This window comes from Microbacterium sp. JAI119, assembly GCF_013410135.1.
GTDB classification, from domain to species: domain Bacteria; phylum Actinomycetota; class Actinomycetes; order Actinomycetales; family Microbacteriaceae; genus Microbacterium; species Microbacterium oxydans.
The window spans coordinates 63,650-90,210 of sequence record NZ_JACCCK010000006.1 but is presented as its reverse complement, the minus strand read 5'-3'; the positions used below and the strand labels follow the sequence as shown (position 1 = coordinate 90,210).

At 67.0% G+C, this 26,561-nt stretch carries 26 protein-coding genes; 19 read left to right on the top strand and 7 right to left on the bottom strand.

The window, feature by feature from the left end; translation table 11 throughout:
* Positions 1-130: 130 nt before the first annotated feature.
* The 3 genes from HDC31_RS18715 to HDC31_RS18705 are packed head-to-tail and all read left to right on the top strand — an operon-like array spanning position 131 to position 3,995.
* A complete protein-coding gene (locus tag HDC31_RS18715; RefSeq protein ID WP_058630871.1) occupies positions 131-1,417 on the top strand; it encodes an adenylosuccinate synthase in 1,287 nt (428 codons plus the stop codon).
* A 10-nt stretch (positions 1,418-1,427) separates the two neighbouring features.
* Positions 1,428-2,537 carry a beta-propeller fold lactonase family protein gene (locus HDC31_RS18710; RefSeq protein ID WP_113680354.1) on the top strand — a complete coding sequence of 370 codons (1,110 nt, stop codon included), beginning with the start codon at positions 1,428-1,430 and terminating at the stop codon, positions 2,535-2,537.
* A 57-nt stretch (positions 2,538-2,594) separates the two neighbouring features.
* The gene (locus HDC31_RS18705) at positions 2,595-3,995 is read left to right on the top strand and encodes an MFS transporter (RefSeq protein ID WP_371861824.1); all 1,401 of its coding nucleotides are present in this window, start codon (positions 2,595-2,597) and stop codon (positions 3,993-3,995) included.
* Between the two features lie 88 nt (positions 3,996-4,083).
* Here the strand turns inward: HDC31_RS18705 and HDC31_RS18700 are convergent, their stop codons facing one another.
* Positions 4,084-5,328, bottom strand: coding sequence for a beta-ketoacyl synthase (locus HDC31_RS18700; protein ID WP_179516411.1), 1,245 nt, complete (start codon positions 5,326-5,328; stop codon positions 4,084-4,086).
* Entirely contained in the window at positions 5,325-6,806 is a 1,482-nt protein-coding gene (locus tag HDC31_RS18695; protein WP_113680355.1) for a class I adenylate-forming enzyme family protein, read from the bottom strand. Before HDC31_RS18695 ends, HDC31_RS18700 begins: the two co-directional genes overlap by 4 nt.
* A gap of 102 nt (positions 6,807-6,908) precedes the next feature.
* On the opposite strand from HDC31_RS18695, the gene HDC31_RS18690 reads away from it, so the two are divergent.
* The 13 genes from HDC31_RS18690 to HDC31_RS18630 all read left to right on the top strand — a co-directional run bounded on the left by HDC31_RS18690 (position 6,909) and on the right by HDC31_RS18630 (position 18,849).
* Positions 6,909-7,499, top strand: a complete 591-nt coding sequence (locus HDC31_RS18690; RefSeq protein ID WP_113680356.1) for a biotin transporter BioY — start codon at positions 6,909-6,911, stop codon at positions 7,497-7,499.
* 333 nt (positions 7,500-7,832) lie between these two features.
* Entirely contained in the window at positions 7,833-9,824 is a 1,992-nt protein-coding gene (locus HDC31_RS20535) for an RHS repeat-associated core domain-containing protein (RefSeq protein WP_179516410.1), read from the top strand.
* Between the two features lie 4 nt (positions 9,825-9,828).
* Complete coding sequence (locus HDC31_RS18680; protein WP_113681381.1) at positions 9,829-10,221, top strand: hypothetical protein; 393 nt, start codon at positions 9,829-9,831, stop codon at positions 10,219-10,221.
* Between the two features lie 66 nt (positions 10,222-10,287).
* Positions 10,288-10,941, top strand: coding sequence for a hypothetical protein (locus HDC31_RS20445; protein ID WP_179516409.1), 654 nt, complete (start codon positions 10,288-10,290; stop codon positions 10,939-10,941).
* A 436-nt stretch (positions 10,942-11,377) separates the two neighbouring features.
* Positions 11,378-11,866, top strand: coding sequence for a hypothetical protein (locus HDC31_RS18670; RefSeq protein WP_113681715.1), 489 nt, complete (start codon positions 11,378-11,380; stop codon positions 11,864-11,866).
* 225 nt (positions 11,867-12,091) lie between these two features.
* Positions 12,092-12,826: a lipopolysaccharide assembly protein LapB gene (locus tag HDC31_RS18665; RefSeq protein ID WP_147251357.1), complete on the top strand. Its 735-nt coding sequence runs from the start codon at positions 12,092-12,094 to the stop codon at positions 12,824-12,826.
* 450 nt (positions 12,827-13,276) lie between these two features.
* Positions 13,277-13,477: a hypothetical protein gene (locus HDC31_RS18660; RefSeq protein WP_147251356.1), complete on the top strand. Its 201-nt coding sequence runs from the start codon at positions 13,277-13,279 to the stop codon at positions 13,475-13,477.
* Between the two features lie 115 nt (positions 13,478-13,592).
* A complete protein-coding gene (locus HDC31_RS18655) occupies positions 13,593-15,029 on the top strand; it encodes an NAD(P)/FAD-dependent oxidoreductase (RefSeq protein WP_113681711.1) in 1,437 nt (478 codons plus the stop codon).
* Positions 15,030-15,190: 161 nt separating this feature from the next.
* Positions 15,191-15,493, top strand: a complete 303-nt coding sequence (locus HDC31_RS18650) for a DUF427 domain-containing protein (protein WP_061015819.1) — start codon at positions 15,191-15,193, stop codon at positions 15,491-15,493.
* Positions 15,494-15,593: 100 nt separating this feature from the next.
* Positions 15,594-16,466: an ABC transporter ATP-binding protein gene (locus HDC31_RS18645; protein ID WP_113681710.1), complete on the top strand. Its 873-nt coding sequence runs from the start codon at positions 15,594-15,596 to the stop codon at positions 16,464-16,466.
* A complete protein-coding gene (locus HDC31_RS18640) occupies positions 16,463-17,146 on the top strand; it encodes an ABC transporter permease (protein ID WP_113681709.1) in 684 nt (227 codons plus the stop codon). The genes HDC31_RS18645 and HDC31_RS18640 overlap by 4 nt, the downstream gene beginning before the upstream one ends.
* Complete coding sequence (locus HDC31_RS18635; protein ID WP_061015814.1) at positions 17,143-17,868, top strand: ABC transporter permease; 726 nt, start codon at positions 17,143-17,145, stop codon at positions 17,866-17,868. The genes HDC31_RS18640 and HDC31_RS18635 overlap by 4 nt, the downstream gene beginning before the upstream one ends.
* Before the next feature lie 66 nt (positions 17,869-17,934).
* Entirely contained in the window at positions 17,935-18,849 is a 915-nt protein-coding gene (locus HDC31_RS18630; RefSeq protein ID WP_113681708.1) for an ABC transporter substrate-binding protein, read from the top strand.
* A gap of 59 nt (positions 18,850-18,908) precedes the next feature.
* Here the strand turns inward: HDC31_RS18630 and HDC31_RS18625 are convergent, their stop codons facing one another.
* The gene (locus HDC31_RS18625; protein ID WP_061015811.1) at positions 18,909-20,141 is read right to left on the bottom strand and encodes an AI-2E family transporter; all 1,233 of its coding nucleotides are present in this window, start codon (positions 20,139-20,141) and stop codon (positions 18,909-18,911) included.
* A gap of 63 nt (positions 20,142-20,204) precedes the next feature.
* On the opposite strand from HDC31_RS18625, the gene HDC31_RS18620 reads away from it, so the two are divergent.
* Together HDC31_RS18620 and HDC31_RS18615 are read left to right on the top strand one after the other, a co-directional pair.
* On the top strand, positions 20,205-20,504 hold the full coding sequence (locus HDC31_RS18620) for a chorismate mutase (RefSeq protein WP_021200128.1): 300 nt from the start codon (positions 20,205-20,207) through the stop codon (positions 20,502-20,504).
* A 162-nt stretch (positions 20,505-20,666) separates the two neighbouring features.
* Complete coding sequence (locus tag HDC31_RS18615; protein WP_113681146.1) at positions 20,667-21,833, top strand: ROK family protein; 1,167 nt, start codon at positions 20,667-20,669, stop codon at positions 21,831-21,833.
* Positions 21,834-21,928: 95 nt separating this feature from the next.
* Here HDC31_RS18615 and HDC31_RS18610 read toward each other — a convergent pair whose 3' ends face one another.
* Genes HDC31_RS18610 through HDC31_RS18595 form a run of 4 tightly spaced genes read right to left on the bottom strand, consistent with a single transcriptional unit; the run spans position 21,929 to position 25,354 of the window.
* A complete protein-coding gene (locus HDC31_RS18610) occupies positions 21,929-22,168 on the bottom strand; it encodes a DUF2283 domain-containing protein (protein ID WP_113681145.1) in 240 nt (79 codons plus the stop codon).
* 6 nt (positions 22,169-22,174) lie between these two features.
* A complete protein-coding gene (locus HDC31_RS18605) occupies positions 22,175-23,104 on the bottom strand; it encodes a carbohydrate ABC transporter permease (RefSeq protein WP_171011063.1) in 930 nt (309 codons plus the stop codon).
* Positions 23,105-23,106: 2 nt separating this feature from the next.
* On the bottom strand, positions 23,107-24,078 hold the full coding sequence (locus HDC31_RS18600) for a carbohydrate ABC transporter permease (protein WP_046748081.1): 972 nt from the start codon (positions 24,076-24,078) through the stop codon (positions 23,107-23,109).
* Between the two features lie 31 nt (positions 24,079-24,109).
* Positions 24,110-25,354: an extracellular solute-binding protein gene (locus HDC31_RS18595; protein ID WP_061015807.1), complete on the bottom strand. Its 1,245-nt coding sequence runs from the start codon at positions 25,352-25,354 to the stop codon at positions 24,110-24,112.
* A gap of 292 nt (positions 25,355-25,646) precedes the next feature.
* Between HDC31_RS18595 and HDC31_RS18590 the strand changes: the two genes are divergently transcribed.
* Positions 25,647-26,543 (top strand): SIS domain-containing protein, encoded by an 897-nt coding sequence (locus tag HDC31_RS18590; RefSeq protein ID WP_179516408.1) that lies wholly within the window; start codon positions 25,647-25,649, stop codon positions 26,541-26,543.
* Positions 26,544-26,561: the final 18 nt, after the last annotated feature.

The following is a 26,561-nucleotide window of genomic DNA, read 5'->3' as shown; positions in this document are numbered from 1 at the left end:
GCTGTCATATCGCGACCGGAGCGGTCGAGCGGCCGGAGGGCCGTCGAGGAACCCTTCGATAGGATGGGACGGCCCGAAGAGGGCCAGCTCATCGGCCGGTGCAAACCCGGCGAAAGCCAGGGGGTTACCCATGCCAGGAATCGTTATCGTCGGCGTGCAGTGGGGCGACGAAGGAAAGGGCAAGGCCACCGATCTGCTCGGTGAGCGCACCGACTGGGTGGTGAAGTTCAACGGCGGCAACAACGCCGGACACACCGTCGTCGTCGGCGACGAGAAGTACGCGCTGCACCTGCTGCCCTCCGGCATCCTGTCGCCCGGCGTCACTCCGGTGATCGGCAACGGCGTGGTCATCGACCTCGAGGTGCTGTTCTCCGAGCTGGAGGCGCTCGCCGCCCGTGGCATCGACGTCTCGCGGCTGAAGGTCAGCGCCAACGCGCACATCATCACGCAGTACCACCGCACGCTCGACAAGGTGACGGAGCGGTTCCTCGGCAAGCGCAACATCGGCACGACCGGCCGCGGCATCGGCCCGGCGTACGCCGACAAGATCAACCGTGTCGGCATCCGGGTGCAGGATCTGTTCGACGAGAACATCCTGCGCCAGAAGGTCGAGGGCGCTCTCGACCAGAAGAACCACCTGCTGGTGAAGGTCTTCAACCGCCGTGCGGTCACGTGCGACGAGATCGTGGAAGACCTGCTCTCCTACGCCGAGCGGCTGCGGCCGATGGTCGCCGACACGGGCTACCTGATCGCCGAGGCGCTCGACCGCGATGAGGTCGTGGTGTTCGAGGGTGGCCAGGCCACGATGCTCGACATCGACCACGGCACCTACCCGTTCGTGACCTCGTCTTCGGCGACAGCCGGAGGAGCGGCGACGGGCTCCGGCGTCGGTCCCGGTGCGCTCGACCGCATCGTCGGCATCGTCAAGGCCTACACGACCCGCGTGGGCTCGGGTCCGTTCCCGACCGAGCTGTTCGACGAGCAGGGCGAGTGGCTGCGCAAGCAGGGCTTCGAGTTCGGCACCACGACCGGCCGCCCGCGCCGGGTGGGCTGGTACGACGCCCCCATCACGCGCTACGCCACGCGCATCAACGGCATCACCGACCTCGTGCTCACGAAGCTCGACATCCTCACGGGCCTGGAGCAGATCCCCGTGTGCGTCGCCTACGACGTCGATGGCGAGCGATTCGACGAGGTGCCGGTCAACCAGACCGACTTCCACCACGCGAAGCCGATCCTGGAGTACTTCCCCGGCTGGAGTGAGGACATCTCGGTCGCTCGGACCTTCGAGGACCTGCCGCAGACGGCGCAGGACTACGTGCTGGCGCTCGAGAAGATGAGCAACACGCGCATCTCGGTGATCGGTGTCGGCCCGGAGCGCGACCAGGTCATCGTCCGTCACGACCTGCTCGACTGATCCGCACCCGATGACGCGCTTCTGGCTCGGCGGCTACGGCCCCGCGATGGACGGTTCGGCCGAGGGCATCGGCCTGCTCGCGGGGGACGAGGGCCGCGAGGCATCCACCCTCGCCTACCGTGGCACTGCGGTGGAGGTTCCGTCGCCGTCCTGGCTGGCGCAGCATCCGACCCTCGACATCGTCTACGCGGCACTGGAGGGTGACTCCGCGGTGCAGGCGTTCGTCCGTGCGGGTGAGGGTGTGCTGGCCCCGCTGGGTGCGCCCGCGCCGGTCGGCCAGTACGTGTGTCATGTGGCGGTCGCCCCGAACGGCTCGGCGCTGATCGCCAGCTGCTACGGCGACGGTCGTGTCGTGAGACTCGGGCTGGACGCGGAGGGGCGCATCGTCCCCGCGAAGGCGGATGCGGCGGCGGCACTCCGCGAGGCCCTGTTCGGGGACGACGCGGATCCCGATGCTCCCGCTCCCACCCCTCCCGGAGACGGCGTCGCGGCGGTGGACCCGTACGGCATGGGCGGCGACCGTGTCTCGCATGCGCACGCCGCGGTGTTCCTCCCCGACGGACGCGTCGCCACGACCGACCTCGGGTTCGACCTCGTGCGGTTCTGGCGGCAGAGCGGCAGCGGGCTGGTGCTCGACCACGAGGTGGTTCTGCCTCTCGGCACCGGACCGCGGCACATGGTGCTGCACCCCAGCGGGCACCTGCACGTGGTCACCGAGTACTCGTGCGAGGTGTTCACGCTCGCGCGCGCGGCCGACGGCACCTGGAGCGTCGTGTCGGTGGCGCTGACGAGCCCGATCGCCGAAGTGGGCACAGACTTCCCCGCCGAGCTCGCCCGCACTCGCGACGGGCAGTTCCTCTACACGGCCCTGCGTGGAAGCAACACGATCGCGGCGTTGCGGGTGCGCGGCGGAGGCGAGGCCTTGGAGTCGGTGGCGCTCGCCGATTCGGGCGTCGACTGGCCGCGTCACCACCTCGTCCACGAGGGCAAGATGCTCGTCGCGGGGCAGCGCTCCGACACCATCACTCTGATCGACCTCGACGAGCGCACGGGCGCGCCGCTCGGTATCCGCCACGAAGCGCAGGTCCCGACGCCGACGCACTTCCTTCCGGTGCGCTGAGGCATCGCGAGATCCGTTCTTGACCTCAACCTCACTTGAGGTTCTACTGTCGTCATCATGACTTCGGAGACCGAGCAGGCGGCGACGCCGGATGCAGCCGCAGCTCGCATCATGAGCAGCCAATACGTGTGGATCACGATCGGCGCGTGCGCGCTCGTGTTCCTGGGGGCGTTCGAGTCCCTGGCGGTCACGACGGTGATGCCGACCGTGAGTGCCGACCTCGGCGGCGAACGGCTATACGCGCTGGCGTTCGCCGGTCCTCTCGCCACCGGGGTCATCGGCATGGTGATCGCGGGAAACTGGGCCGATCGTCGGGGGCCGGTCGCCCCGCTGTACACCGCGGTCGCGATGTTCATCGTGGGGCTGCTCATCGCCGGTCTCGCCCCGAGCATGGAGGTCCTCGTCGCCGGCCGGTTCGCGCAGGGTCTCGGCAGCGGCGGCCTGATGGTGGCACTGTACGTCGTCGTCGCCCGGGTCTACCCGCAGGAGCTGCACCCCGCGATCTTCGCCGGATTCGCGGCTGCGTGGGTCATCCCCTCGCTGATCGGACCAACGGTCGCGGGAGCCGTGACCGAGCTCTGGAGCTGGCACTGGGTCTTCCTCGGTGTGGTGATCCTGGTGCTCGTGGCGCTGCTGATGGTGATTCCAGCCCTTCGCGGTCTCTCGAGCGACGGCGATGCGACGACACCGTGGGCATACGGCCGCCTCGGTTGGTCGATTCTGGCGGCGGCCGCGGTGCTGACGCTGAACCTGGTCGGCGACATCCCCGGTGTCGGCCCGGTGCTGGCGGTCGTCGCTGTGATCGTCGCCCTGATCGCGGTTCGCCCGCTGGTTCCCCGCGGAACCTTCCGCGCGCAGCGGGGGCTGCCCTCGGTCATCCTCGTCCGCGGGCTCGCAGCTGCCGCGTTCTTCGGCGCGCAGATCTACCTGCCGTACCTGCTCACCGATCGCTATGACCTGTCGCCGACCCTCGCGGGGCTCGCCCTGACCGGAGGTGCGCTCTCGTGGTCGGTCGCGGCGACGGTCCAGGGGCGGATGGGCGTTCGCCTCTCGAGCGTGACGGCGGTGCGCATCGGCACGATCCTGGTCTTCGTCGGCATCGTGCTGACCGTCGCGATCACAGCCATCAGGGCGGACGCCGCACTGCTCGCCGTCGCCTGGATCGTGGCGGGTCTGGGGATGGGGCTCATGAGCCCACGTACCAGCGCGCTGACGCTCGCGATGTCGACACCGGAGAATCAAGGCTTCAACAGCGGCGCGATGACGGTCGCCGATTCGTTCGGCAGTGCCATGGCGCTCGCCATCACGGGGACGCTGTTCACGGCGTTGGCCACCGCGGACCCGTTCCTGGGAGTGTTCGCCCTGGCTGCGGTGATCGCGATCGCGGCGGCGGTGCTCGCTCCACGGGTGAGCGCGGCCGTTGAACGGCGCGGGACACGGCCGGGGGGAGAAGCGTGAGCGGGGAAGCGAGGGAAGGTCGTGCTGGTGCCGTCTCCGCGGTGACCTCGCCGCGGAGGAGAGGCGAACGGAGCCGCACGGGCGCAGTTCACCTCGGAAGCCTGAGCAGCAGCGCCGCGTTGTGACCCCCGAAGCCGAACGATGTCGACAGCACTGTGCGGACCGGATGCCGTCGCTCCTGGTCGCGCACGAAGTCCCAGCCCTCCGCGTCGGGGTCGGTCAGGTTGATCGTCGGAGGCAGCACCTGGTCGCGCAGGGTCATCGCAGCGATCGCTGTCTCGACGACGCCTGCTGCGCCGAGCAGATGCCCGGTGGTGGACTTCGTCGCCGTGAGCGGAACCGACGGTGCCCTCGCTCCCAGCGCCTGCTCGAGTGCGATGAGCTCGGCCGCGTCGCCGAGCACCGTGCCCGTGCCGTGGGTGTTGACATGATCGACTGCGGATGCGGTCGTGCGGGCATCGGCGAGACAGGCGTTGATCGCCCTGGTCGCTCCCGCGGCGGCCGGATCCGGTGCCGTGGCGTGGTGGGCGTCGCTGGTCGCACCGAACCCGGCGACCGTCGCGAGAGGGCGTGCGCCGCGTTCGTCGGCGAGGTCTGCGGCCTCGAGCAGAACCGCGGCGGCGCCCTGGGCCATGACGAAACCGCTCCGCGCACGGTCGAAGGGGCGGGAGGCCGATGAGGGGTCATCGCCGAATCCGGTGACGACCGAGCGCAGGTTCGCATGCGCCGCGAGATGCAGCGGACCGAGGCAGTCGTCCATCCCGACGACCAGCACCGCATCGGCGTATCCGTGACGGATGCGCCGTAGGCCTTCGCCGATCGCGATGGCGCCGCTCGCGCATGCCGCTGTGACGGCGTGGGTCTGTCCGAGGAATCCGTATCGACGGCTGAGGATCCCGGCGACGGCATCCGCGGTTCCATAGACGGCGAGGCTCGGCGGCACCCGGCGCCGACCGGCCTCTCGCAACGTGCCGGCTGCCTCCGTCACCGCGTCGACCGGCCCTGATCCCGTGGCGATGATCACCTGCGCGGCATCCGCGTTCCACGGCAGGTCACCTGTGCCCGCATCATCCATCGCCTCATCAGCGGCGGTGATCGCCCACTGCTGCATCGGAGTGAGGTGGCGGACGAGTGGTGTCGGCAGGTCGGCGGGGGCGGTGAACCCGCCGACGACTCCGCAGACCTGCACCGGCCCGGAACCTTCGAGCTCAGGCGGAAGCCGCGTGATGCCGCTTCGTCCGGCGCGGACTGACGCCCACATGCTCGGCGCGGTGAGACCACTCGGGGTGATGGCGCCGATCCCGGTGACGACGACAGACCTCTCGACGCTCACGATGGCCTCCGCCCGAACGCCACGAGATCGGCGACCGCGGTGCGACGAATCTTGCCGCCGGAGGTTCGTGGGAACTCCGGTAGGCGGTGCCAGCGGCGTGGCACGGATGCCGGAGGGAGTCGGTCCCTCGCCCACGTGCGCAATGTCGCTGCCGGTGGCGCATCGCCTTCGACGACCAGGGTGATCCGCGTGCCGAGGTGATCGTCACTCTCGGCGATCACGCAGATGTCGCCGAGGCCCGGCATCCCGTCGAATGCACGTTCCACTTCGTCGAGGGCGACGGTGTGCCCGCCGGTGGTGACGACATCTCCGCTTCTGCCGGCGAACGAGAAGTCCCGGCCACGCAGCCGCCCCTGATCGTGCACGCTCGCCCAGCCGTCGGCATCCGTCAACGACGCGGAAGTCGTTCCCGGCAGGTAGCCGGTCGAGCACGAGGGGGAGCGCACCCAGAGCGTGCCGAGCTCGCCGGGTGCCAGATCATCGCCGTCGTCGTCGCGCACCCGGGCTTCCACCTGCGGGTAGAGCCGGATGCGTCCGTCGCCGGCGCGGTCGTCGCCGATGAAGCCGAGTTCGCCGGTGCCGAAGTAACTGAGCGTCCGGGTGCGGGGGAGTGCGTCGGACACTCTGGCTCGAGCCGACGCCGAGAGCGCGGCGCCTCCCGTGACGATCAGCTCGATGCCGTCGTACCTTCCCGGGTTGCGCCTCGCGGCGTCGGCGAGGGCGGCAGCCGCCGCCGGAACAGTGACCACTCGCGTGATGCGTTCGTCCCGCGCGCGGAGGGTGAGCCACAGGTCGTCGAGACGGTCGGCGACGTGCAGCTCGCCGCCGGAGGCGAGAACCTCGAACAGTGTGTAGAGAGTCAGGCTGTACGACATCGGGCCCGGTGCGAAGGTCGCGACGCGGTTGCTCGCACCCAGATATGTGCGCGAGACATCGATGTTCGCGGTGTACTGCGCGCGGGTCTTGAGGAAGGGCTTCGGTCGTCCTGTCGTACCGGATGAGGTGAGCAGCAGGAATGGGGCATCGTCGGCAGGATCATCGGGGTCGGCATAGGCGAGTGATCCGGAGTTCTCGAGGTCAGCGAGCCCGAGGATCAGACCCGGCCAGCCGCTCGCATCCAGCGCGGCTCGCAGCGCGGTGACATCAGTGATCACCGCCACCGCGCCGGTCGATGTGATCAGCTGCGTCTGCAGCGACACCGGCCAGTGCGCATCCACCACGCTGAGGATGCGATCGCCCACCTCCATCGCGACGACGGCGCGGGCGGTGTCGAAAGCACGGCTCAGACAGATGGAGACGACGGGCCGTGGCGTCGAAAGACCGCGTGCATCCGCCCGCGCCGAGGGGGCTGTGAGCAGGCGCTCGAGAGACGCCGAAAGCCGCCGCGACTCCGTGTGGAGCTCGCCGTAGGTCACGCCGGCATCGTGGTCGACGATCGCCGGCCGAGCGGGGTCTTCGACGGCGACACGGCGCAGCATCGGGGAGAAGGACGTGGTGGCTCCTGGGGTGGCTTTGCGTGGAGAGGATGGCGTCCCTATTGTAATGAACACCGTTCAGGTGAACGGTGTTCAGGAGGACTCATGACAACGTCGCGCGCCACAGACACCAGCGCATCGCTCGGACGCATCGCGGTGTTCGCCGCCCTGATCATCGTGCTCGGCGCGGTGATCGTGCCCCTGCCCGCCGGCGTGCCCATCACCGCGCAGACCCTCGGTGTCATGCTCGCAGGGCTCGTGCTGGGTCCGCGCCTCGCGCCTCTCGCCATCCTCCTCGTGCTCGTGCTCGCCGCCGTCGGGCTGCCCGTGTTGGCGGGCGGTCGTGGAGGACTCGGAGTGTTCGTCGGCCCGAGCGCCGGGTACCTCATCGGTTGGATCGCCGGCGTCGTCGTGATCGGCCTGCTCATGCGCACGGGGCGCTTCACCTGGTGGCGCTCCGCGATCGCGGCACTGGTCGGCGGTGTGTTCGTGGTCTACGCGTTCGGCATCCCCGTGCAGGCTCTCGTGACCGGCGTGCCCCTCGGACCCACGGCGCTGTCGAGCCTCGCGTTCCTGCCCGGCGATCTGATCAAGGTGACCGCGGCCACGCTCGTCGTCGTCGCACTCCGGCGCGCCTACCCGCGGGCCTTCGCCGACGGTGTGCGGGTGCGGGAGCCTGCGAGAGCGGTGGCGTAGGCGTCACCGCCGCGGACTGGCCGCTCGCGGAGGGGTGAAGGCTCCGACCCCGACGGCCTCGCGCTGACGACGTCGACGACGTTCGAGCAGCCCGGTGCGGCCGGGTGGCTCAGGCGTCTGACCCGCACGCTCCCCGCCGGTGGGGCAGCAGGCGCACCGGCGACGGCCAAGAGCACCAGCACCTACTACGGCGATATCAACAGCGCCCCGGCTGTGTGCGGCCTTCCGGCGGGGACCAAACAGTTCGGTCTCCTCAAGTCCACGACGGGACCGACCCCGGCAACGGGCACGCCGATCACCACGGAGTACGCGTATGACGCGTGGGGTCGCACGGTGGGGACGAAGACCAGCGGCGACACAGCGTGGTCGTGCACCGGGTACGACGGCCGGGGCAAGGTGATCTCCACGACGGTCGCCGGCCCTTCGGGCGTGGCGACGATCTCGAGCACGACAACGGAGTCGAGACGGGTGACGAACGGTGGATACACCACCGTCACGAGCGGGGTAGCGGTCGCAGGGTCGCCGAACGGCTCGACCATCACGACCGTCTCAGACCTGCTCGGTCGGGTCGTGAGCTACACGGACGTGTGGGGCACGGTGACCACGCCCACATACGATCCCGCTTCCGGGCGTGTGACGCAGATCTCGACGACCCCAGCCAATGGTGCGGCATCGGTGACGGCGTACACGTATGACGCCGACGGCAAGGTGAAGACGGTCACGGTCGATGGGCAGCAGCTCGCGTCGGTGACGTATGACGCTTTGCAGCGGTTGAAGCAGATCGCGTATCCGGATGGTTCGGCGTTGAACAGCGTCAGCCGTGATGCGGCGGAGCGGGTGATCGGCCAGGAGTGGCTGGTCGGCGGTCAGGTCGTGTCGGACGCCGTTGTGCGTTCGCAGTCGGGCCGTGTGGTGAAGCAGCAATCGTCGACGGGTTCGACGTCGTATTCGTCGACGTACGGGTATGACACCGCGGGGCGGCTGGTGTCGGCGACCATTCCTGGGCACAAGCTCACCTATGGGTTCGGGTCGTCGGGTGGGTGTGGTCCGAATGCGGCGGCGGGCATGTCCGGCAACCGGACGGGTTCGACGGATGTGTGGACGGCGCCGGGTCAGGCGGCCGTGACCACCACGACGACGTCCTGTTTCGACTGGGCGGACAGGCTACTGTCCTCGACAGTCACGGGGGCGGTCCCGGGTGCGACGACTGTCGCGGATGGTCTGTCGGCGTCGGAGATCGTGTACGACGGGCGGGGGAACACGGTTCGTCTGGGTGACATGCAGTTCTCGTACGATGCCGCGAACCGGCACATCGGGACGACGTATGACGATGGGACGACGGTGCGGATCGTGCGGGACGCGACCGGGCGCATGGCATCGCGGACGATCGATCCGGCGGGTGCGGAGCCGGCGGTGACGACGAGCTACCTGTATGCGGCGGGTGGTGATGCGGCGTGGGGGCAGAGGTCTGGTGCGGGTTTGACGCGGAGTGTGGGCCTGCCGGGTGGGGTGTCGTGGACGAACCAGGCGGGGGAGGTGACGTGGTCGTTCCCCGGGTTGGGTGGGCACGGCTTGGTGACGCGCACCGGCACGACGACAAGCGGGTTGTTGTTGTGGGATCCGTTCGGTCAGCCGGTGGACCCGGTCACGTTCGCGATCGGGACGGTCGCGTCGGATGGCACCGGGCAGGTCGCGGGGAACACCCTCTGGCATCAGGGGGCGTTGAAGCCCGCGGAGTCGGCGGGTTCGGCGCTGGTGGTGGAGATGGGGGTGCGGTTGTATGTCCCCGCTCTCGGGCGGTTCCTGCAGGTCGACCCGATCGAGGGCGGTGGGGCGAACGACTACTCCTGGCCGACCGACCCCATCAACGGACACGACCTCAGTGGGAGCGAATGGGATTGGGGGTTGACGCTTGACATCGGCTTGACCGTGCTTTCGGTTGCGTTGCTGGCGACGGGCGTAGGAGCGCCTCTAGCGGGAGCGATGCTCGTTGCGCGAGCAGCGACGTTCGCAGTTCGGGTCGCGAAGGTGGCAACGGATGTCGTGAAGGCAGGTCAAATTCTTGTTCGAGCATCGAAGTACACGCGCAGCGTTGCCGGAGCGGCCCGGGACATGATCGCTTCTCCGCGGGCGGCTGCTTGGGCCGGCAGGGTCTGGTCTCAAGGTAGTCGAGCGACGGAGCGGCTTTCGAGTCATGCTACTCGGATGAGAACTGGCCCGTCGGGTCGGTGGGTGCGAGGTCCTGGCGTGTCCCAAACAGGGAGACCGAAAGTAAACTTTGGGAGGAACGGCGTACGCCACAACTTTCACGTCTGGTTGGAGTGAGCGAATGGCCGAGGATAGTCAGGAAGCGTTGATTCAGCGGATCATAAGAGAAGGTGCGATCGGCTTTGTCCGGCGTGGCAGCTCCAACTCGTTCTATGCGAGGTTCGAGTCCATTCCAGGTGACGATGGAGTTCTCGTAGAGATCACGTTCAATCCCGAGTTTGTCGAACTTGGGGGCCCGGACCCAACAGACGTTGTCGTCTGTTGGGGTGACCTCGCCAGAGTTTCGGCGTGGCTGGATGAATTTTTGAACGGGCTTGAAGTCGAGTGGAGCCCCAGACACCTTCGTCGTCAGCTGGAACTGATTCTGTTTGGGGCCGAGGCGAAGCAAATGACGAGATTCGATCCCGATGATCCTTGGGATGTCGCCGATACGGGTATCCCGCCGCACGCGTAGGCGGATGGTCTGTCGGCGTCGGAGATCGTGTACGACGGGCGGGGGAACACGGTTCGTCTGGGTGACATGCAGTTCTCGTATGACGCCGCGAACCGGCACATCGGGACGACGTATGACGATGGGACGACGGTGCGGATCGTGCGGGACGCGACCGGGCGCATGGCATCGCGGACGATCGATCCGGCGGGTGCGGAGCCGGCGGTGACGACGAGCTACCTGTATGCGGCGGGTGGTGATGCGGCGTGGGGGCAGAGGTCTGGCGCGGGTTTGACGCGGAGTGTCGGGCTGCCGGGTGGGGTGTCGTGGACGAACCAGGCGGGGGTGGTGACGTGGTCGTTCCCCGGGTTGGGTGGGCACGGTTTGGTGACGCGCACCGGGACGGCGACGAGCGGGTTGTTGTTGTGGGATCCGTTCGGTCAGCCGGTGGACCCGGTCACGTTCGCGATCGGGACGGTCGCGTCGGATGGCACCGGGCAGGTCGCGGGGAACACCCTCTGGCATCAGGGGGCGTTGAAGCCCGCGGAGTCGGCGGGTTCGGCGCTGGTGGTGGAGATGGGGGTGCGGTTGTATGTCCCCGCTCTCGGGCGGTTCCTGCAGGTCGACCCGATCGAGGGCGGTGGGGCGAACGACTACTCCTGGCCGACCGATCCCATCAACGGACCGACCTTAGTGGGAGGAAATGGTCTTTCGCGCCCTCGACGGGTGGTGATGGACGACTAAACTCGTTGATCGGATCCTTTGGAGTTAATAAGGTCACGAAAGCTCTCAAGCGCACGCAGCGCGCTTCCGTGGACGCGAATTTTCGCGCAAAGGCGAACTCGACGTTGACGATAGCTGCGCTCAGGGTGGCGTTAGCTGGCAAAGCAGACTGGAAGCGGGCAAGCAATGGCCTGATCGTGTGCGGGAGCTTCGTCAGCCCGGGCGGCGGAGGGACAACACTTGGCGATGTCTTCTTGACAGACCGGCCAACCAGTACTGTTCTGAGGAGACCCGAACTCTTGAACCATGAACTCAGACACGCACAGCAGTGGGCAGGGTGGGGGGGCGGAGTTCTCTCTGGCGTATGCCGGGGAGACTTTGAAGTCCCTTCTTCGGAGTGAGGATCGCGCATGTCGTAACTACTTCGAGATGGATGCGAACCTAGGAGGAGGCGGATATGAGTGCTAACAAGCGAGGTTTCGCCGCCCTGTTCATTTTGCTCTCGGCGGTCGGGCTTTCGGGGTGCCTCTGGAGCGCGGGGAACGAACGACCGATGTCAATGACGGTGAGAGACGGGGGGTACGTCTTTCACTGGTGCGGGGAGCCAACGGGGAGCTTCCAATATCTTGAAATCAACTACGCGACGTTTACCCCGGGGCGTGAGGACTTCGTCGCGCTTCGGGCAAAGGGCGATTTCAAGTTCCAGCCGGCTGATGAGTTTTCGTTGTCAAATCCTCCAGCGGGTCTTGAGGTCGAATACGACTCCGCAATTCCTGTCGAGAACGCAAAGATGCTCATATTCGTCGACACCGGTGATTCGGAAGACGAACTCAACGGAATTTCGGCGATATTCAGGACTGAGGGTGCCGCGAAGCTTGACGGGAGGTGGCTATATCCCTCGGGAACTGTTCATGACACCCCGTGTGAGATGCGAGGAGCGCAATGACTTGATATCGCTGATGCCGCGGCGGTCGTATTAACAATCTCTCGCAGTGCAGACGTCGGATGGGGGTGGTGAACTTGACCCTCGTTCATGCTGGCACGATTCTCCCGAATTTGATCATTGGGCTGCTGGCCGTCGTTTTAGGGATGCTTACTATTCGCTATCTTTGGTGGCTTGATGGAGTCGGATCGACGTGCGGCGGAGCGTGCTTTCGCCGCGGGGCGGTACTTGGATTTCTTGCGCGCCGTCAGAAGCGATAAAGGCGACTTCGATCAGACGGTCATGCGAGCATTGATTCCCTCAGTCGATCTTGAGGAAGTCGATTTCAGCGCGGGGACTACCCCGAACACTCTGTTCGAACTGGCGGCCGCTGTTTGGGACGTAGACGAACGTCTCGCGATCTCGATGTTCCGCGAAGCCGCGAGCGGCGGCTCGAGTTCAGCGCTCGCAGCGCTCGGCGAAGGTCTCAATTGGATCGGTGACCACGAAGAAGCCACGCTCTGGTTACGAAAGGCGATCTCTGCGAACGCCGGAGATGCCGCACGTCTGGCAGGGCTCCTGGGCGAGAGTCTATTAAGCGGGGGGGACTCAGTTGGGTTCAGTGAGGCTGAGCATCTGCTCAAGCGTGGCCTTGCGGAGTCCGAAGAGTTTGGGGTACCGCTGGCGAAGCTTCTCCTTGCTCAGCAAAAGGTGGCAGAAGCGCGCGAGCTCTTGGAGCGGTTGGTTCGCGCGGACGTGTACGGAGCAGCGCTTCTGCTTGGCAATCTCCTCGCCGAGGAGCCGGGGAACTTCGAGGCAGCTGAGGCCGCCTACAGGGCGGGTATAGCCAGCGGTGATGGCCACAGCGCTCACAATCTTGCGGTGATGATGCTCGAGAACGGTGAACCTGCTCGGGCGCGGGAGCTTCACGAGCTCGCGAAGCTGATGGGGGATTCTTCCCCCCTGGAGACCGCACGCGATTAGACGCCACTCAGCCTGCCAGTGGAGCGTCGGCGAGCAATCGTCGAGTACTGCATCACGCATGGCGCAGTGGTCCTTCTGCTAGTTGCCAGTGCGGGCTCGTCTGGGGGCGTGCGCTCAAGCCGAGTTCACCTGACGTTGATCGGGATGCGAAGGGCGGTCCTCCCAACAGGTCCGTTAGAAGTCGCCACGGAGAAGCAATGGGTGAAGTTGGAAAAGGTAGCGGGCTCGGCGGCAGGTGCTCGAGTGGGCAGTTTGCTCTGGGGTAGCGCTGCGAGTGTGTTGACGGTCGCCGTGAGTTGGGGCACTTCGTCGTGGTGGATCGGTGCATGCGTGTGTCTATTTGCGGCGGCTGCGTTCGTACGATCGCTCTTCCTCGGGGTGTGGGTGGAGCCAGGCGCGGTTGTCGTGTGCACCTGGTTTCGCAGACGCCTCTTCAGATCGGGAGAGATCGTGGCCGTCGACATGCAGCTCTATTACGGAGCCGGAGGAGCGGGTGTGGGCTGGCTCCCGTTCGTGGGTTCGGTTCGGATGATCGAGCTCGAGCGTGTCGAGGGCAAGCGAGTTCCGTTGCCATCGACGATCGGTCGTCGAAACCATGTGTTGCGTCTGGCGCGACGGATGCGTGAGGCGCTCGACCTCCCTCTGCGCTGAGATCAGCGCCATCTCGTCCGCCGACGCCACGCCGCAGGGAACAACTCACCCGTGACTCGGCGTTGCTCATGAGCGAGACTGGGCCACGTAATCGGCTCACGGAGAGGTGCGACGCATGAACACTGCGGAGAAGACCGACGAATACGACCTGATCGTGTTGGGCGGTGGACCGGTGGGCGAGAACGTCGCCGACCGAGCCGTGCAGGGCGGACTCACCGCGATCATCGTGGAGAGCGAGCTCGTCGGAGGTGAATGCTCCTACTGGGCGTGTATGCCGTCGAAGGCATTGTTGCGTTCGGCGCAGGCGCTCCGTGCCGCGCAGCACGTGGGCGGTTCGTCCCAGGCGGTGACCGGAAAGCTCGATGTGCGCGCCGTGTTCGACCGCCGCGACTCGTTCACCAGCAATTGGTCCGACGACGGTCAGGTCAAATGGCTCGACTCGGCCGGCATCGACCTGGCCCGCGGCCACGGCCGCATCACGGGTGAGCGCGAAGTGACGGTGACGGATGCCGATGGCGCCGAGCGCGTGCTCACGGCCCGGCACGCCGTCGCCATCAGCACCGGCTCGGATGCCGTCATCCCGCCCATCGATGGTCTCCGCGATGCCTCCCCGTGGACGAGCCGGGAGGCCACCAGCGCCGAAGAGCTGCCCGAGAGCCTGGCCGTTATCGGCGGAGGCGTCGTGGCCGTCGAGATGGCGACCGCCTATGCCGCACTCGGCTCGAAGGTCACGGTGATCGCCCGCAGCGGTCTGCTCGGCGGGATGGAGCCCTTCGCGGGCGAACGCGTCGCCGCGGGCCTCAAGGAGCTCGGCGTCGACGTGCGCACCGGCACGGGCACCGCATCCGTCCGTCGCGGCGCGGACGGCGTGACCATCACCCGCGATGACGGTGAGGAGATCACCGCGACCGAGGTGCTGGCCGCGACGGGTCGCTCTCCCCGAAGCGGTGACATTGGCCTCGACGTCGTGGGCCTGGAACCCGGTCGCTGGATCGACGTCGACGACACGCTCCGCGTCCCCGGATCCGACTGGCTCTACGCGGTCGGCGACGTCAACGGCCGCGTGCTCCTCACCCACCAGGGCAAGTACCAGGCGCGCGCTGCCGGCGATGTGATCGTCGCCCGTGCCAAGGGCGAAGACGTCGACGACGCCCCGTGGGGCCGTCACGTCGCGACCGCCGACCAGGCCGCCGTCCCGCAGGTCACGTTCTCGATTCCCGAGGTCGGGTCGGTGGGGCTCACCGAGGCCCAGGCGACGAAGGCCGGCATCGCGGTGAAGGCCGTCGACTACGACCTGGGTTGGGTCGCCGGCGCGAGCCTCTACGAAGACGGCTTCGAAGGCCAGGCGCGACTCGTGGTCGACACCGACCGCGACGTCGTGATCGGTGCGACGTTCGTCGGACCCGAGGTGGCGGAACTGGTGCACGCGGCGACCGTGGCGATCGTCGGCGAGGTGCCGATCGCCCGCCTCTGGCACGCGGTGCCGTCGTACCCCACGATCAGCGAGATCTGGCTGCGACTGCTGGAGGGCTACGGCCGCGACTCCGCCTGATGGACGTCAGGGCTTGATCCCGCGATCAGGGGCAATCCGTTCGAGTGATCGCGTCGAACAGGATCCGGATTGTTTCTCATATTGACGAGCGCGGCGCAACCCTCACCCACGATGTCGCACCCGTCTTATACGCTCATACCCACATCCGAGGAGGCAGGACCATGAAGGCTGTACTCGCAGGAACCGTCATCGCCGAAGCTGACGAGAGCGATCTCGCCCGCATCGAGGGGAACTGGTACTTCCCGCCGGCGTCCATCACGCCCGGAGTGCTCGTCGAGAGCCCCACGCCCTACACCTGTCCCTGGAAGGGAGCTGCTCAGTACTACTCGGTGCAGACCGACGGTGAGCTCCACACCGACTACGCGTGGTCGTATCCGAACCCCTACCCCTCCGCCTTCGATCGGGTGGGCAAGGACTTCTCCGGGTTCGTGGCCTTCGATCCGCGCGTCGAGGTCGGCCCGTAGACATCTGAAGAGCCCCGTAGGCATCTGAAGAGCCCCGTAAGTATCAGAAGAGCACAGACTCGTCCGCTCGCACATCGATCGACCGACTGGAGACCAGCCCATGATCGAGTTCCGCAACGTCACCAAGCGCTTCCCCGGCGGCGCCCTCGCCGTCGACGACTTCAGCCTCGTGCTGCCCTCGCGCAAGACCACGGTGTTCGTCGGCTCGTCCGGCTGCGGCAAAACCACTCTGCTCCGCATGATCAACCGCATGGTCGAGCCGACTTCCGGCGAGGTCGAGATCGACGGCGAGAGCGTGCTCCAGGGTGACCCGGTGGCCCTGCGCCGACGCATCGGCTACGTGATGCAGAACTCCGGCCTCATGCCGCACTTCACGGTCATCGACAACGTCGCCACGGTGCTGCGGCTGACCGGTGTGAAGAAGGCTGCCGCCCACAAGCGCGCACGGGAGTTGCTCGACACGGTGGGTCTCGACCAGGCACTCGCCGAGCGGTACCCGAGCCAGCTGTCGGGCGGTCAGCAGCAGCGCGTGGGTGTGGCTCGCGGCCTCGCGGCCGACCCGAACATCCTGCTGATGGATGAGCCCTTCGGCGCGGTCGACCCCATCGTGCGGGCCGACCTGCAGCAGGAGACCCTGCGGCTGCAGCATGAGCTCGACAAGACGGTGGTGTTCGTCACGCACGACATCGACGAGGCGTTCCTGCTCGGAGACCAGGTCGTCATCCTCGACAAGGGCGCGCGCATCGTGCAGGTCGGCAGCCCCAGCGAGATCATCGAGAACCCCGCAGACGACTTCGTCTCGGCGTTCATCGGCGCCGACCGTGGTCGCCGCGCCCTGCACCTCAAGCAGACTCCCCGCGGCACGGTCGTGGTCGACTCCGAGGGGCGCACCCAGGGGTCGATCGTCGATGTGCCGGATGCGGTGACCGACGCGCTCCTGAGCGAGGAGAGCGTGACGAAGGGCGCTCCGTGAACTGGATCGTCGACAACATCGGCCTCATCCTCGAGCTGACCGCCATCCACCTGCAGCAGAGTGCGATCGCGATCGTGCTCGGCTTCGTGCTGTCGCTGCCCCTCGGGTGGGTCGCGTGGCGCTATCAGCTGGTCAAGGGGCCGGTCATCGTCCTCACCGGACTGCTCTACACGATCCCCTCCCTCGCGCTGCTGATCCTGCTCCCCTCGATCGCCGGCTATCCCGCCCGCAGCCCCGTGAACCTCATCATCGGCCTCACGATCTACGCGGTCGCGATCCTCGTGCGGGCCGTGTCCGACGGCCTCGACTCGGTCGACCCCGCCATCCGCCAGTCGGCCACCGCGATGGGATACGGCGGCTTCCGCCGATTCTGGACGGTCGACTTCCCGCTCGCCGGCCCCGTGGTGCTCGCCGGTCTCCGCGTGGCAGCCGTGAGCACCATCTCCCTCGCCACGGTCGGCATCCTGGTCGGGGTGACCAACCTCGGCTACCTCTTCACCAACGGTCTGCAGCGACGCATCCTCGCCGAGGTCTTCGCCGGAGTGATCGCCGTCGTCGTGATCGCCCTCCTCATCGACCTGCTGCTCATGCTCCTTGGCCGTGCCCTCATGCCCTGGACGCGCGCCGCCAAGACGCCGTCCGCGGCGAAGCAGACCGCCGCACTGGGGGCAGCCGCATGAACGTCTTCACGGAAGCCTTCGCCTGGCTCTTCTCCCCCGACCGGTGGGTGGGCACCTACTCGCTGCCGGTCCTTTTCGGCCAGCACATGTACTACACGTTGATCTCGGTGCTGATCGCCGGCGTCATCGCGATACCGCTCGGGTGGCTCATCGGCCACACCGGCAAGGGCCGCGAGATCGCCGTCGCGGTGTCGGGTGCGGCGCGCGCCATCCCGTCGTTCGGCCTGATGGTGCTGCTCGTGCTGATCCTGGGCGTGCTGCGGGTGCCCGAGGCCGCGATCATCACGTTCGTGCTCCTCGCGATCCCCTCCCTCCTCGCCGGTGCCTACACCGGGCTCGAGGCCATCGACCGTCGCGTGCTCGACTCCGCGCGCTCGATGGGCATGACCGAGTGGCAGGTGTTCTGGAAGGTCGAGGTGCCCCTCGGACTCCCGCTGCTGGTCGGTGGCATCCGGGCGGCGCTGCTGCAGGTGATCGCCACGGTCACCATCGCCGCGTACGTGAACCTTGGCGGCCTCGGCTGGCCGATCATCCAGGGCATCCCCCTGCGCAAGTTCGACCAGGTGCTCGGCGGCGCGATCCTCGTGGCCGTGCTCGCGCTGGTCGTCGACCTGATCTTCGCCCTCCTCCAGCACGCCGCCGTTCCCGCGGGCTTGCGAGCGCCGACCACGAAGCGCCGCTCCCGCGCAGCCGCCGCCACACCGGCACCGGCCACTGCCTGAAACACACCACAGCCGAAACACGTTCCACAGCCTCACCCCCGTTGTCCCAGAGAAGAGGAAGTCCCCATGTTCACAGCACGGAAGTCACGTCTCGCCCTCGCCGGTGGAGCCGCGCTCGCCGCGGTGCTCGTCCTCGGCGGTTGCGCGAACAGCAACCCGCTCGACGCCCCGAGCGAAGGATCGAGCTCCGGCGACGACACCATCGTCATCGGCTCGCAGGCCTATTACTCGAACGAGATCATCGCCGAGATCTACGCCCAGGCGCTGGAGGGCGCAGGCTTCGACGTCGACCGACAGTTCAGCATCGGCCAGCGTGACGCCTACATGCCCGACGTCGAGTCCGGTGCGATCGACCTGTTCCCGGAGTACACGGGCAACCTGCTCGAGTACCTCGACAAGGACGCGACCGCCACCAGCCCGGACGACGTGTACGCGGCCCTGAAGGACGCGCTGCCCGACGGCCTGACCGCTCTCGACTACGCCGAAGCCTCCGACCAGGACACCTACACGGTGCTCAAGAGCTTCGCCGAGGAGAACGGCCTCACCACGATCGGCGACCTCTCCAAGGTGACCACCCCGGTCACGATCGGTGCAGCACCGGAGTTCGAGCAGCGCCCCTACGGCCCCGCGAAGGCCAAGGAGGTGTACGGCGTCGACCTCGGCTTCTCCGCGACCGGCCCGACCACGCTGGAGTCCCTGCTCGCCGGTGAGATCCAGGTGGCGGACATCTACTCGGCCGACCCGGCGTTCCAGACCGAGGACATCGTCGCGCTCGAAGACCCGGAGAACATCATCCTGGCCTCGAACGTCGTGCCGATCGCCTCGAGCGACGTCGCCGACGAGATCTCCGACGTGATCAACGCGGTCAGCAAGAAGCTCACCGCAGAAGAGCTCGTCGCCCTCAACGTGCAGAGCACGGTGGACCAGAAGTCGGCGGAGGACATCGCCAAGAAGTGGCTGTCCGACAACGACCTCAGCTGAGTCGCACAGACAGAAGCGCCCGGACCCGCACAGGGTCTGGGCGCTTCGTCGTTGCGGGGTCAGATCCTGGCGTCCTGCTTCGGCACGAGGACCTGCTTGATGATGATGAGGATCGACGCGGTCACCGGTACCGCCACCAGGGCACCGAGCAGACCGAGCAGGGTGCCTCCGGCCAGGGCCCCGATCACGACCAGCGAACCGGGGACCGACACCGCCTTGTTCATCACACGTGGGGTGATCACGTACGCCTCGATCTGCATGTAGACGAGGTAGATCGCCGCGAAGACCAGGGCGGCGATCGGGTTGGTGAACAGCGCGAGGCAGGTGCCGAGGATCCAGAACAGCACGGAGCCGACCAGAGGGATCAGCGTGATGCAGAAGGCGATCGCCGCCATCAGCGGCGGGAACGGCAGTCCGAGGAACAGGTACAGGAGGAAGGCCAGCGTCGCGTTGCAGAACGCCAGGATCACCATCCCCATCACATAACCGCCCACCGAGTCGGTGATCTGGTCGGCGATGTCTCCGGCGCGAGCCCGGTCGCGGGCCGGGGCGAGACGCAGCATCCCCTGCTTCATGGTGGGGAGCGATGCGAGGAAGTACAGCGTGAGGACGAGCACGACGATGGCGCCGGAGATGCTGGTGGCGATCGAGGCGCCGACGGCGAGGGCGCCGCCGCCGATCGTGGCCAGGTTGCCGAAGTCGGTCAGGAACGACTGCACCTGGGCGACGAGGTCCTGGAACTGATCGCCGAACTGCGCTTCCAGGGTCGCGTAGATGTCGCTGTGGGTGAAGTCCTTGATCATGCCGGGCACGGACTGCACGAAGCTCACGATCTGATCGATCACCACGGGGACGATCATCCAGATCACCAGGGCGAACACGACGATGAGCGCGAGGATCGTGATGACGACCGAGATGACGCGGGAGAGACCGCGGCGCTCCAGGAAGCGCACGGCGGGGTCGAGTCCGAGCGCACCGAACAGCGCCAGTGCGATGTAGATCAGCACCGTGGACAGGTTCGACAGCGCGAGACCGATCACGATCGCGCCCAGGCCGCCGAGAGTCACCAGGAACCCGAACACGAACGGACGATCGATGCGCGTCCAGAAGGAGCGGCTCGGCGTCGTCGGCTCGATCACGACCGGACGAGGCGAGTCGGCCGCCGACGCGATCACCGCGGCGGCGGGGTCGGATGCCGAGTGCCGACGGCGCCCGGGGGTCGGTGCGGCGGGAGCGGTGGCGGGTGCGTCCTCGTCGTGCGGCGCGGTTTCCGGCGACTCTTCGTTGCTCATGTGCTCACGATAGCGGTGGCCCGGATCGAAACCAGGTTGTCACGCGGCTCTAGAGTAGGGGGCATGACCGCCGCCGAAGACCCGAAGGCCGAACTGCTCCGTCTTCGTGCCACCATCGACAACATCGACGCCGCACTCATCTTCATGCTGGCGGAGCGCTTCCGCGCCACCCAGCAGGTCGGGCATCTGAAAGCGGAGCACGAGATGCCGGCGTCGGACCCGAACCGGGAGGAGCAGCAGGTCGCACGACTGCGTGCCCTCGCCGAGGAGGCGCACCTGGATCCGGAGTTCGCGGAGAAGTGGTTCAACTTCGTGGTCGCGGAGGTCATCCGCCACCACACCGAAGCGGCCGAGAGCCGCTGAGAAGGAGGTGCCGGACGGGCGACGGTGTGTGCAGCACTCGCCCGTCCGGAGCATGAGGTTCATTGACCAACTAAGTTCAATGAATAAACTTAGGGAGAGACTACGGATCGCGCGGCGATCTGTCAACAGCTCGCAAGGAGCGAGCCTCGGAAACGGGAACACATGCTGAGCACGGATGACGGCCTCGACACCCAGGCGTCCGTTCGGCGCGCGAACCTGCGGCGGGCACTGCAGCTGGTCTTCCGGAACCCGGGAACGCAGACGCGCGCGGGCATCGCGCGCTCGACCGGTCTGACCGCCGCCACCGCGTCTTCGCTGGTGGCCGAGCTCATCGAGAACCGGCTGATCGTCGAGGGGGAGCAGGCGGCGAGCACCGGCGGCAAGCGGGCGACCACCCTGAGCGTCGACGCGGGTCACCACGTGATCCTTGTGCTGGTGATCCAGCCTCGTCATGCCGACATCGCCCTCGTCGCGCTCGACGGCACCGAAGTGGACGGCCGACGCGTGAACTACTCCGTGGAGAACCGCGACCGAACCCTCGACGATGCCGTCGCCACCGTGGCAGCGGAGTTCGGCGGTCGACTCCTCGCCGCCGGCGTGCAGCTGCCGGGCACCACCGACGGACGTGTGGTGCTCGAGAGCGTGCAGCTGAAGTGGCAGGGCGTCCCCCTCGCGGAGCGGTTCGAGCGGGTGCTCGGTGCGCCGGTGCTGCTGATCAACGACGTCGACGCTGAGGCCATCGCCGAAGCCGGCATGGAGGAGTCGCCGTCCGGCTACCGGCTCTTCATCCACCTCGGTGGCGGCGTCGGTGCGGCCGTCACCCTCGACGGCGAGCTGGCACCGGGGCCCCGCGACCGTGCGGGGGAGATCGGGCACGTGCAGGTCGTGTTCGGCGAGGCGGCCCGTGCGTGCCGATGCGGTCAGCGCGGATGCCTCGAGTCGGCCGCCGCCCTGGGCGCGATGCTGGGCGAGGAGTTCTCCGACGCCATGGACGCGTCCGAGATCCGTGCGCTCGCCGCGCAGGCCGACGAAGAGCAGCTCGACGAGGGCGCACGTGCACTGGCCAGGGCTGTCAAGCTCATCAGCGCTCTGCTCGATCCGATCGAGGTGGTCATCGGGGGACCCGCGACCGAGCTCGGACCGCGCTTCCTCGACAGGGTGCGGAAAGAGACCGAGTACCCCGCTCGCGGGACCGCCCAGGTGCCGGTGCGCTACGCCGATCCTCGCGTGTCGCTCGCGGCCGGGGCGGCGCAGGCCGCCCTGACCTCGGCCTTGGGTGTGCGGTGGAACCCGGAGCAGCTGCGCGCCGCATCCACGTCGCGCAGCTAGGGCACTCGTTCCGAAAAGGGCAGGGCCGTCGCGACCTCCGGGATGAGGCGGCGACGACCCTGCTGTGGACCCGCGTGCGGTTTACCTAGACGTCATCAGGAAGGTTCGCTCGAGATGCGTTTGGCCCGATCAAGGTCATCTGATCGAAGAAGTTTCGATGCCTGAAGGATCTCGATACCGAGAAGATGCCCATCTGCATCGAAATCAAGGATGATCTCCCCCACTCCGTGAGGGTTTCGAATCTCCGGTACTTGTGCAACAGATTCCCCCGCTTGCACTTCGCGCCCGACCGTGAGGTAAGCGGCATCCACTTCGGGGTCATATCTGATGTGCATCAGCGGTCACTTCACGCTGCCGGCGGTCAGTCCGCCGACGAGGCGCTTCTCGATGAGCATGAACAGGATGACCACGGGCAGGATCGCGACGATCGAGACGCCGAACACGTATTGCCAGCTGGTCTCGTACTGACCGACGAACTTGGTCAGGGCGACCGACAGCGGCTGGTTCTTGTCGGTCGACAGGATCACCAGCGAGGCGGCGAACTCGTTCCAGCACGCGACGAACGTGAAGACGATCGCGGTGACGATGCCCGGCCACACCAGCGGCAGGTTGATCTTGAACAGCACGGTGAAGCGTCCGGCTCCGTCGATCTGCGCGGCCTCGTCGACCTCCTTGGGGATGCCCGCGAAGAAGGAGTGCATGATCCACACCGCGAACGACAGGTTGAACGCCGCGTTGATGAAGATCATCGCCATCCAGGTGTCGCCGAGTCCGAGAACGGTGAACTGGCGGAACAGGCCGGAGGTCAGCACGGCCGGCTGCAGCATCTGTGTGACGATCACGAGGAACAGGAACACCATGCGGCCGGGGAACTTGAAGCGTGCCGTGTAGTACGCCGCCGGAAGTGACACCAGCAGCACGAGCAGCGTCGCGAACACGGCGATGACGATGGTCGAGATCAGGTTGTACGGCAGGGGCGTCTCGGGGGTGGACCACATCGAGATGTAGTTCTCCCAGTGCCACTCGGTCGGCAGGTAGGTGGGATCGACGGACCGGATCTGCGCCTTGGTCTTCACCGAGCCGAAGAACATGATCAGGTACGGCAGCACGAAGATCGCGAGCACCAGGAACCCGGCGACCGTGCGCAGGATCACGCGGGGCAGCGTCACCTGGTCTTCGGTGTAGCGGCGCTTGCGTCCGGGGGTCGGAGGGGTGGTGCGGCGGCCGCGGCCTCCCGCGGTGGTCACGAGCTCGGTCTCGGTCACGGTCATGATCAGACCTCCTTCATGGGCTTGACGATCTTCACGTACGCCGCGACGATCACGATGACGATGAGGAACGCCACCACGGAGAGGGCGCTCGCGACGTCGACCTTCTTCTGCAGCTCGATGTACTTGAAGATCAGGGTCATGATCGTGTCGGCGCCGTAACCCGGGATCGAGCCGGTCATCACCTTCAGGATCGGCAGCGAGTTGAACACGTTGATGATGTTGATGAGGATCGCCACGGCCAGGGCGCTGCGCAGTTGGGGCAGCACGATCGACCAGTAGGTGCGCGCGGGGCCGGCGCCGTCCATCTTCGCGGCTTCGATCGCATCGGCCGGGACCGACTGGAGCCCGGCGAGGATCGTGTACGTGGTGAAGGGAAGCGACACGAAGATCGCGATCACGATCGACCAGGTGAAGGCCGTCGCAGGGTTCTTCGTCCAGCCGTAGCCCACCGCGTCGTCGGAGAGCCCGATGTCGTAGAGGAACTTGTTGAAGATGCCGAAGTACGGTTCGAGGCTGTAGTAGAACACCATGGTCGTCATCACGACGGAGGCGGCCCACGGCACGATCACGGCCATGCGCACGAGCTGACGCCCGGGGAAGGCCTTGTTCAGGATCTGCGCCAGACCGAGCGAGATCACCACCGTGAGGGTCACCACCGCGACCACCCACACGATCGTGCGGAAGAAGATCGGCCAGAACTCGGTGAAGGTGAAGACCGTCACGAAGTTGTCGAAGCCCACCGAGCCCTTGTCGAGGCCGGACAGGGAGATGTCGCGCGTGGAGTTGAAGAACATCACCCCGGCGGGGAACAGCACCACGCCGAAGATGAGAAGCAGCGCCGGTGCGATCCAGGGCAGCGCCTGGAGGAGGTCCTTTCCGCCCGGCCTGCCGCGCGTGGCATCCGGGGTCTTCGGAGTGCGGGGGCGGCTGCTCGCCGCCCCCGCGAGGTTCGAGGACTCTGTCTTCTGGCTCATTCGGGTACCCGAACCTCTCCGATCAGCGGGCTCAGCCCGCGTCGACCTGTGCCTGGATCTCGGTCAGCACGTCCTGCGCCGGCTTCGACTGCAGCTGGCCGAACAGCGACTTGAACGCACCGTCGGCGGCGGACCACTTCGGGTTCGTCGACGGGTAGAACTGCGCGTCGGGCAGCACGTCGAGGAACGGCTTGAGGGCCTCCTCGCCGGAGAGCTGCTCGGCGCCGGACTTGGTGACGGGGAGGAAGCCCTCGGCCTGCACCCACGGCACGTACACGTCTGCCGAGTAGTAGTAGTCGAAGAACTTGGTGATCGCTTCCTTCTTGTCGTCGTCGTTCTGGAACGCCATCAGCTGGTCCATGACGCCGAGCGTGAACGGCGAGCCGTCCTTCGTCGGGATCGGGACGATGGAGTAGTCCAGGTCGGGGTTGTTCTCCTCGATCTGGCCGACCGTCGGCGGGAGGCCGACCTGCATGCCGATCTTGCCCTGGATGAAGATGTCCATCAGCGGGGAGCGCTGGGTGGACCCGGGGTCGGCCTGGGTCGCGCCGGCGTCGATCATCTTCTTGATCTGCTCGGCTCCGACCAGGTTCTCCGGGGTGTCGATCGTGATCTCCGACGCGTCGCCGAACGATCCGCCGCCGCCCCACAGCCACACGGCGGCCTCGGCCTGAGCCTCTTCCGATCCGAGCGGCATGCCGTATCCGGCGACTCCGCCCCCGAGCGCGGAGACCTTGGTCGCGGCGTCGAGCAGCGAGTCCCAGTCGGTCGGCGCCTCGACACCGGCCTGGGAGAGGAGCGCGTTGTTGACGAACAGGGCGCGAGCCGAGGCGATCAGCGGCAGGGCGTACGCGGTGCCGTCGACCTCGGCGTTCTTGAGGAACGACTCCTGGAAGTCCGAGTAGGTGTCGTCCGAGACGACGTCCTTCGTCGGGTAGAGCAGCTCATCGCCGACGAAACCCGCGAAAGGCCCGCCGTTGTAGATGTCCGGTGCCTCGCCGGCCTGGATCTTGGTGGAGACGACCTTCTCGAGGTTGTCCCACGACTGCACCTCGAGCTTGACCTTGATGTCGGGGTTGGCCTTCTCGAACCCGTCGATCACGGTCTCCCAGTTGGCCTTGGTGCCGTCGGAGTAGCTCGGGACGAGGAGGTCGAGCGTGGTGGATCCTTCCGCGTCGCCGCTGTCGCCGGAAGAACCGCCGAACCCGCACGAAGCGAGCGAGAGCGTGGCGACGGCCGCAATGGCGGCGGCGCCGAACCGCAGTGACTTCTTCATGTGTATTGCATTCCTCACTGTGATGTCCGAACCCTCGGCGGCGGGGCCGCGTCGGGAGGGGGTGTGGTGCACAGTCGCAAGCACATCACGCGACAGTGCGTGGGTGACCGCTTCGCCGGGAGGCAACCGCGATCGTTCAAGCCGGGGCTCGGGTGGAACTTGTCCGATTATTTGTCAGGAGAACAAACAAATCAAGGTAAAGCTGTTGACGACTCGATTCGACGCCATACTATGATCGAATCAAGCTTGAAACGATCACAAGTATGCAACATATCGCCAGAAAGGCACCTCGATGACTGAATCGCTGCCCGGCGCACACATGCGCGAAGAGCTCAACTCCCAGCCCGAGATGTGGACTCGGGCCGCAGACCTGAAGGCCGAGCAGGAGCTGCTCCCCGCTTCCGGTGCCCGGATCGCCGTCGTGGGCTGCGGTACCTCGTGGTTCATGGCGCAGTCGTACGCGGCGCTGCGCGAGTCCGCCGGCCACGGCGAGACCGACGCGTACGCGGCATCCGAGGCCTTCCTCGACCGCGGGTATGACGCCGTCGTCGCCCTGACCCGCTCAGGGACCACCAGCGAGGTGCTCGAGCTCGTCGAGCGCATCAAGGGGCGCATCCCCACGGTCGGCGTGATCGGAGACCCGGACTCGCCGCTGGTCTCGCTAGTCGACGACGCCGTGCTGCTGCCGTTCGCCGACGAGAAGTCGGTGGTGCAGACCCGTTTCGCCACCACGGCCCTCGCCCTCTTCCGCGCCTCGCTCGGTGAGGACCTCTCCGGCGCCATCGCCGACGCCGAGGCCGTGCTCGCCGAGGACGGCGACGACGAGCTGCGCGACGCGGAGCAGTACACGTTCCTCGGTCGCGGCTGGACCATCGGCCTCGCCCACGAGGCCGCGCTGAAGCTGCGCGAGTCGTCGCAGTCATGGACGGAGGCGTACCCGTCGATGGACTACCGCCACGGTCCGATCGCGATCGCGGCCCCGGGCCGCGTCACCTGGCAGTTCGGCGAGGCGCCCGACGGCCTCTCGGCGCAGGTCGAGGCCACCGGTGCCCGGTTCGAGCAGCGGGCGATCGACCCGCTCGCCGACCTCGTGCGCCTGCACCGCACCGCACTCGACCGGGCCGTCGCCCGAGGCCTCGACCCCGATCAGCCCCGCAACCTCACGCGATCCGTCATCCTGGATGCATGACGCAACCCGCCGCCGGAG

What these genes read in the sequence shown, in the direction of transcription:
- HDC31_RS18715 (WP_058630871.1), top strand. Translation starts at nt 131, where the DNA reads ATGCCAGGAATCGTTATCGTCGGCGTGCAGTGGGGCGACGAAGGAAAG.
- HDC31_RS18710 (WP_113680354.1), top strand. Translation starts at nt 1,428, where the DNA reads ATGACGCGCTTCTGGCTCGGCGGCTACGGCCCCGCGATGGACGGTTCG.
- HDC31_RS18705 (WP_371861824.1), top strand. Translation starts at nt 2,595, where the DNA reads ATGACTTCGGAGACCGAGCAGGCGGCGACGCCGGATGCAGCCGCAGCT.
- HDC31_RS18695 (WP_113680355.1), bottom strand. Translation starts at nt 6,806, where the DNA reads ATGCTGCGCCGTGTCGCCGTCGAAGACCCCGCTCGGCCGGCGATCGTC.
- HDC31_RS18690 (WP_113680356.1), top strand. Translation starts at nt 6,909, where the DNA reads ATGACAACGTCGCGCGCCACAGACACCAGCGCATCGCTCGGACGCATC.
- HDC31_RS18680 (WP_113681381.1), top strand. Translation starts at nt 9,829, where the DNA reads ATGGCCGAGGATAGTCAGGAAGCGTTGATTCAGCGGATCATAAGAGAA.
- HDC31_RS20445 (WP_179516409.1), top strand. Translation starts at nt 10,288, where the DNA reads ATGCAGTTCTCGTATGACGCCGCGAACCGGCACATCGGGACGACGTAT.
- HDC31_RS18670 (WP_113681715.1), top strand. Translation starts at nt 11,378, where the DNA reads ATGAGTGCTAACAAGCGAGGTTTCGCCGCCCTGTTCATTTTGCTCTCG.
- HDC31_RS18655 (WP_113681711.1), top strand. Translation starts at nt 13,593, where the DNA reads ATGAACACTGCGGAGAAGACCGACGAATACGACCTGATCGTGTTGGGC.
- HDC31_RS18650 (WP_061015819.1), top strand. Translation starts at nt 15,191, where the DNA reads ATGAAGGCTGTACTCGCAGGAACCGTCATCGCCGAAGCTGACGAGAGC.
- HDC31_RS18645 (WP_113681710.1), top strand. Translation starts at nt 15,594, where the DNA reads ATGATCGAGTTCCGCAACGTCACCAAGCGCTTCCCCGGCGGCGCCCTC.
- HDC31_RS18635 (WP_061015814.1), top strand. Translation starts at nt 17,143, where the DNA reads ATGAACGTCTTCACGGAAGCCTTCGCCTGGCTCTTCTCCCCCGACCGG.
- HDC31_RS18630 (WP_113681708.1), top strand. Translation starts at nt 17,935, where the DNA reads ATGTTCACAGCACGGAAGTCACGTCTCGCCCTCGCCGGTGGAGCCGCG.
- HDC31_RS18625 (WP_061015811.1), bottom strand. Translation starts at nt 20,141, where the DNA reads ATGAGCAACGAAGAGTCGCCGGAAACCGCGCCGCACGACGAGGACGCA.
- HDC31_RS18620 (WP_021200128.1), top strand. Translation starts at nt 20,205, where the DNA reads ATGACCGCCGCCGAAGACCCGAAGGCCGAACTGCTCCGTCTTCGTGCC.
- HDC31_RS18615 (WP_113681146.1), top strand. Translation starts at nt 20,667, where the DNA reads ATGCTGAGCACGGATGACGGCCTCGACACCCAGGCGTCCGTTCGGCGC.
- HDC31_RS18610 (WP_113681145.1), bottom strand. Translation starts at nt 22,168, where the DNA reads ATGCACATCAGATATGACCCCGAAGTGGATGCCGCTTACCTCACGGTC.
- HDC31_RS18605 (WP_171011063.1), bottom strand. Translation starts at nt 23,104, where the DNA reads ATGACCGTGACCGAGACCGAGCTCGTGACCACCGCGGGAGGCCGCGGC.
- HDC31_RS18600 (WP_046748081.1), bottom strand. Translation starts at nt 24,078, where the DNA reads ATGAGCCAGAAGACAGAGTCCTCGAACCTCGCGGGGGCGGCGAGCAGC.
- HDC31_RS18595 (WP_061015807.1), bottom strand. Translation starts at nt 25,354, where the DNA reads ATGAAGAAGTCACTGCGGTTCGGCGCCGCCGCCATTGCGGCCGTCGCC.
- HDC31_RS18590 (WP_179516408.1), top strand. Translation starts at nt 25,647, where the DNA reads ATGACTGAATCGCTGCCCGGCGCACACATGCGCGAAGAGCTCAACTCC.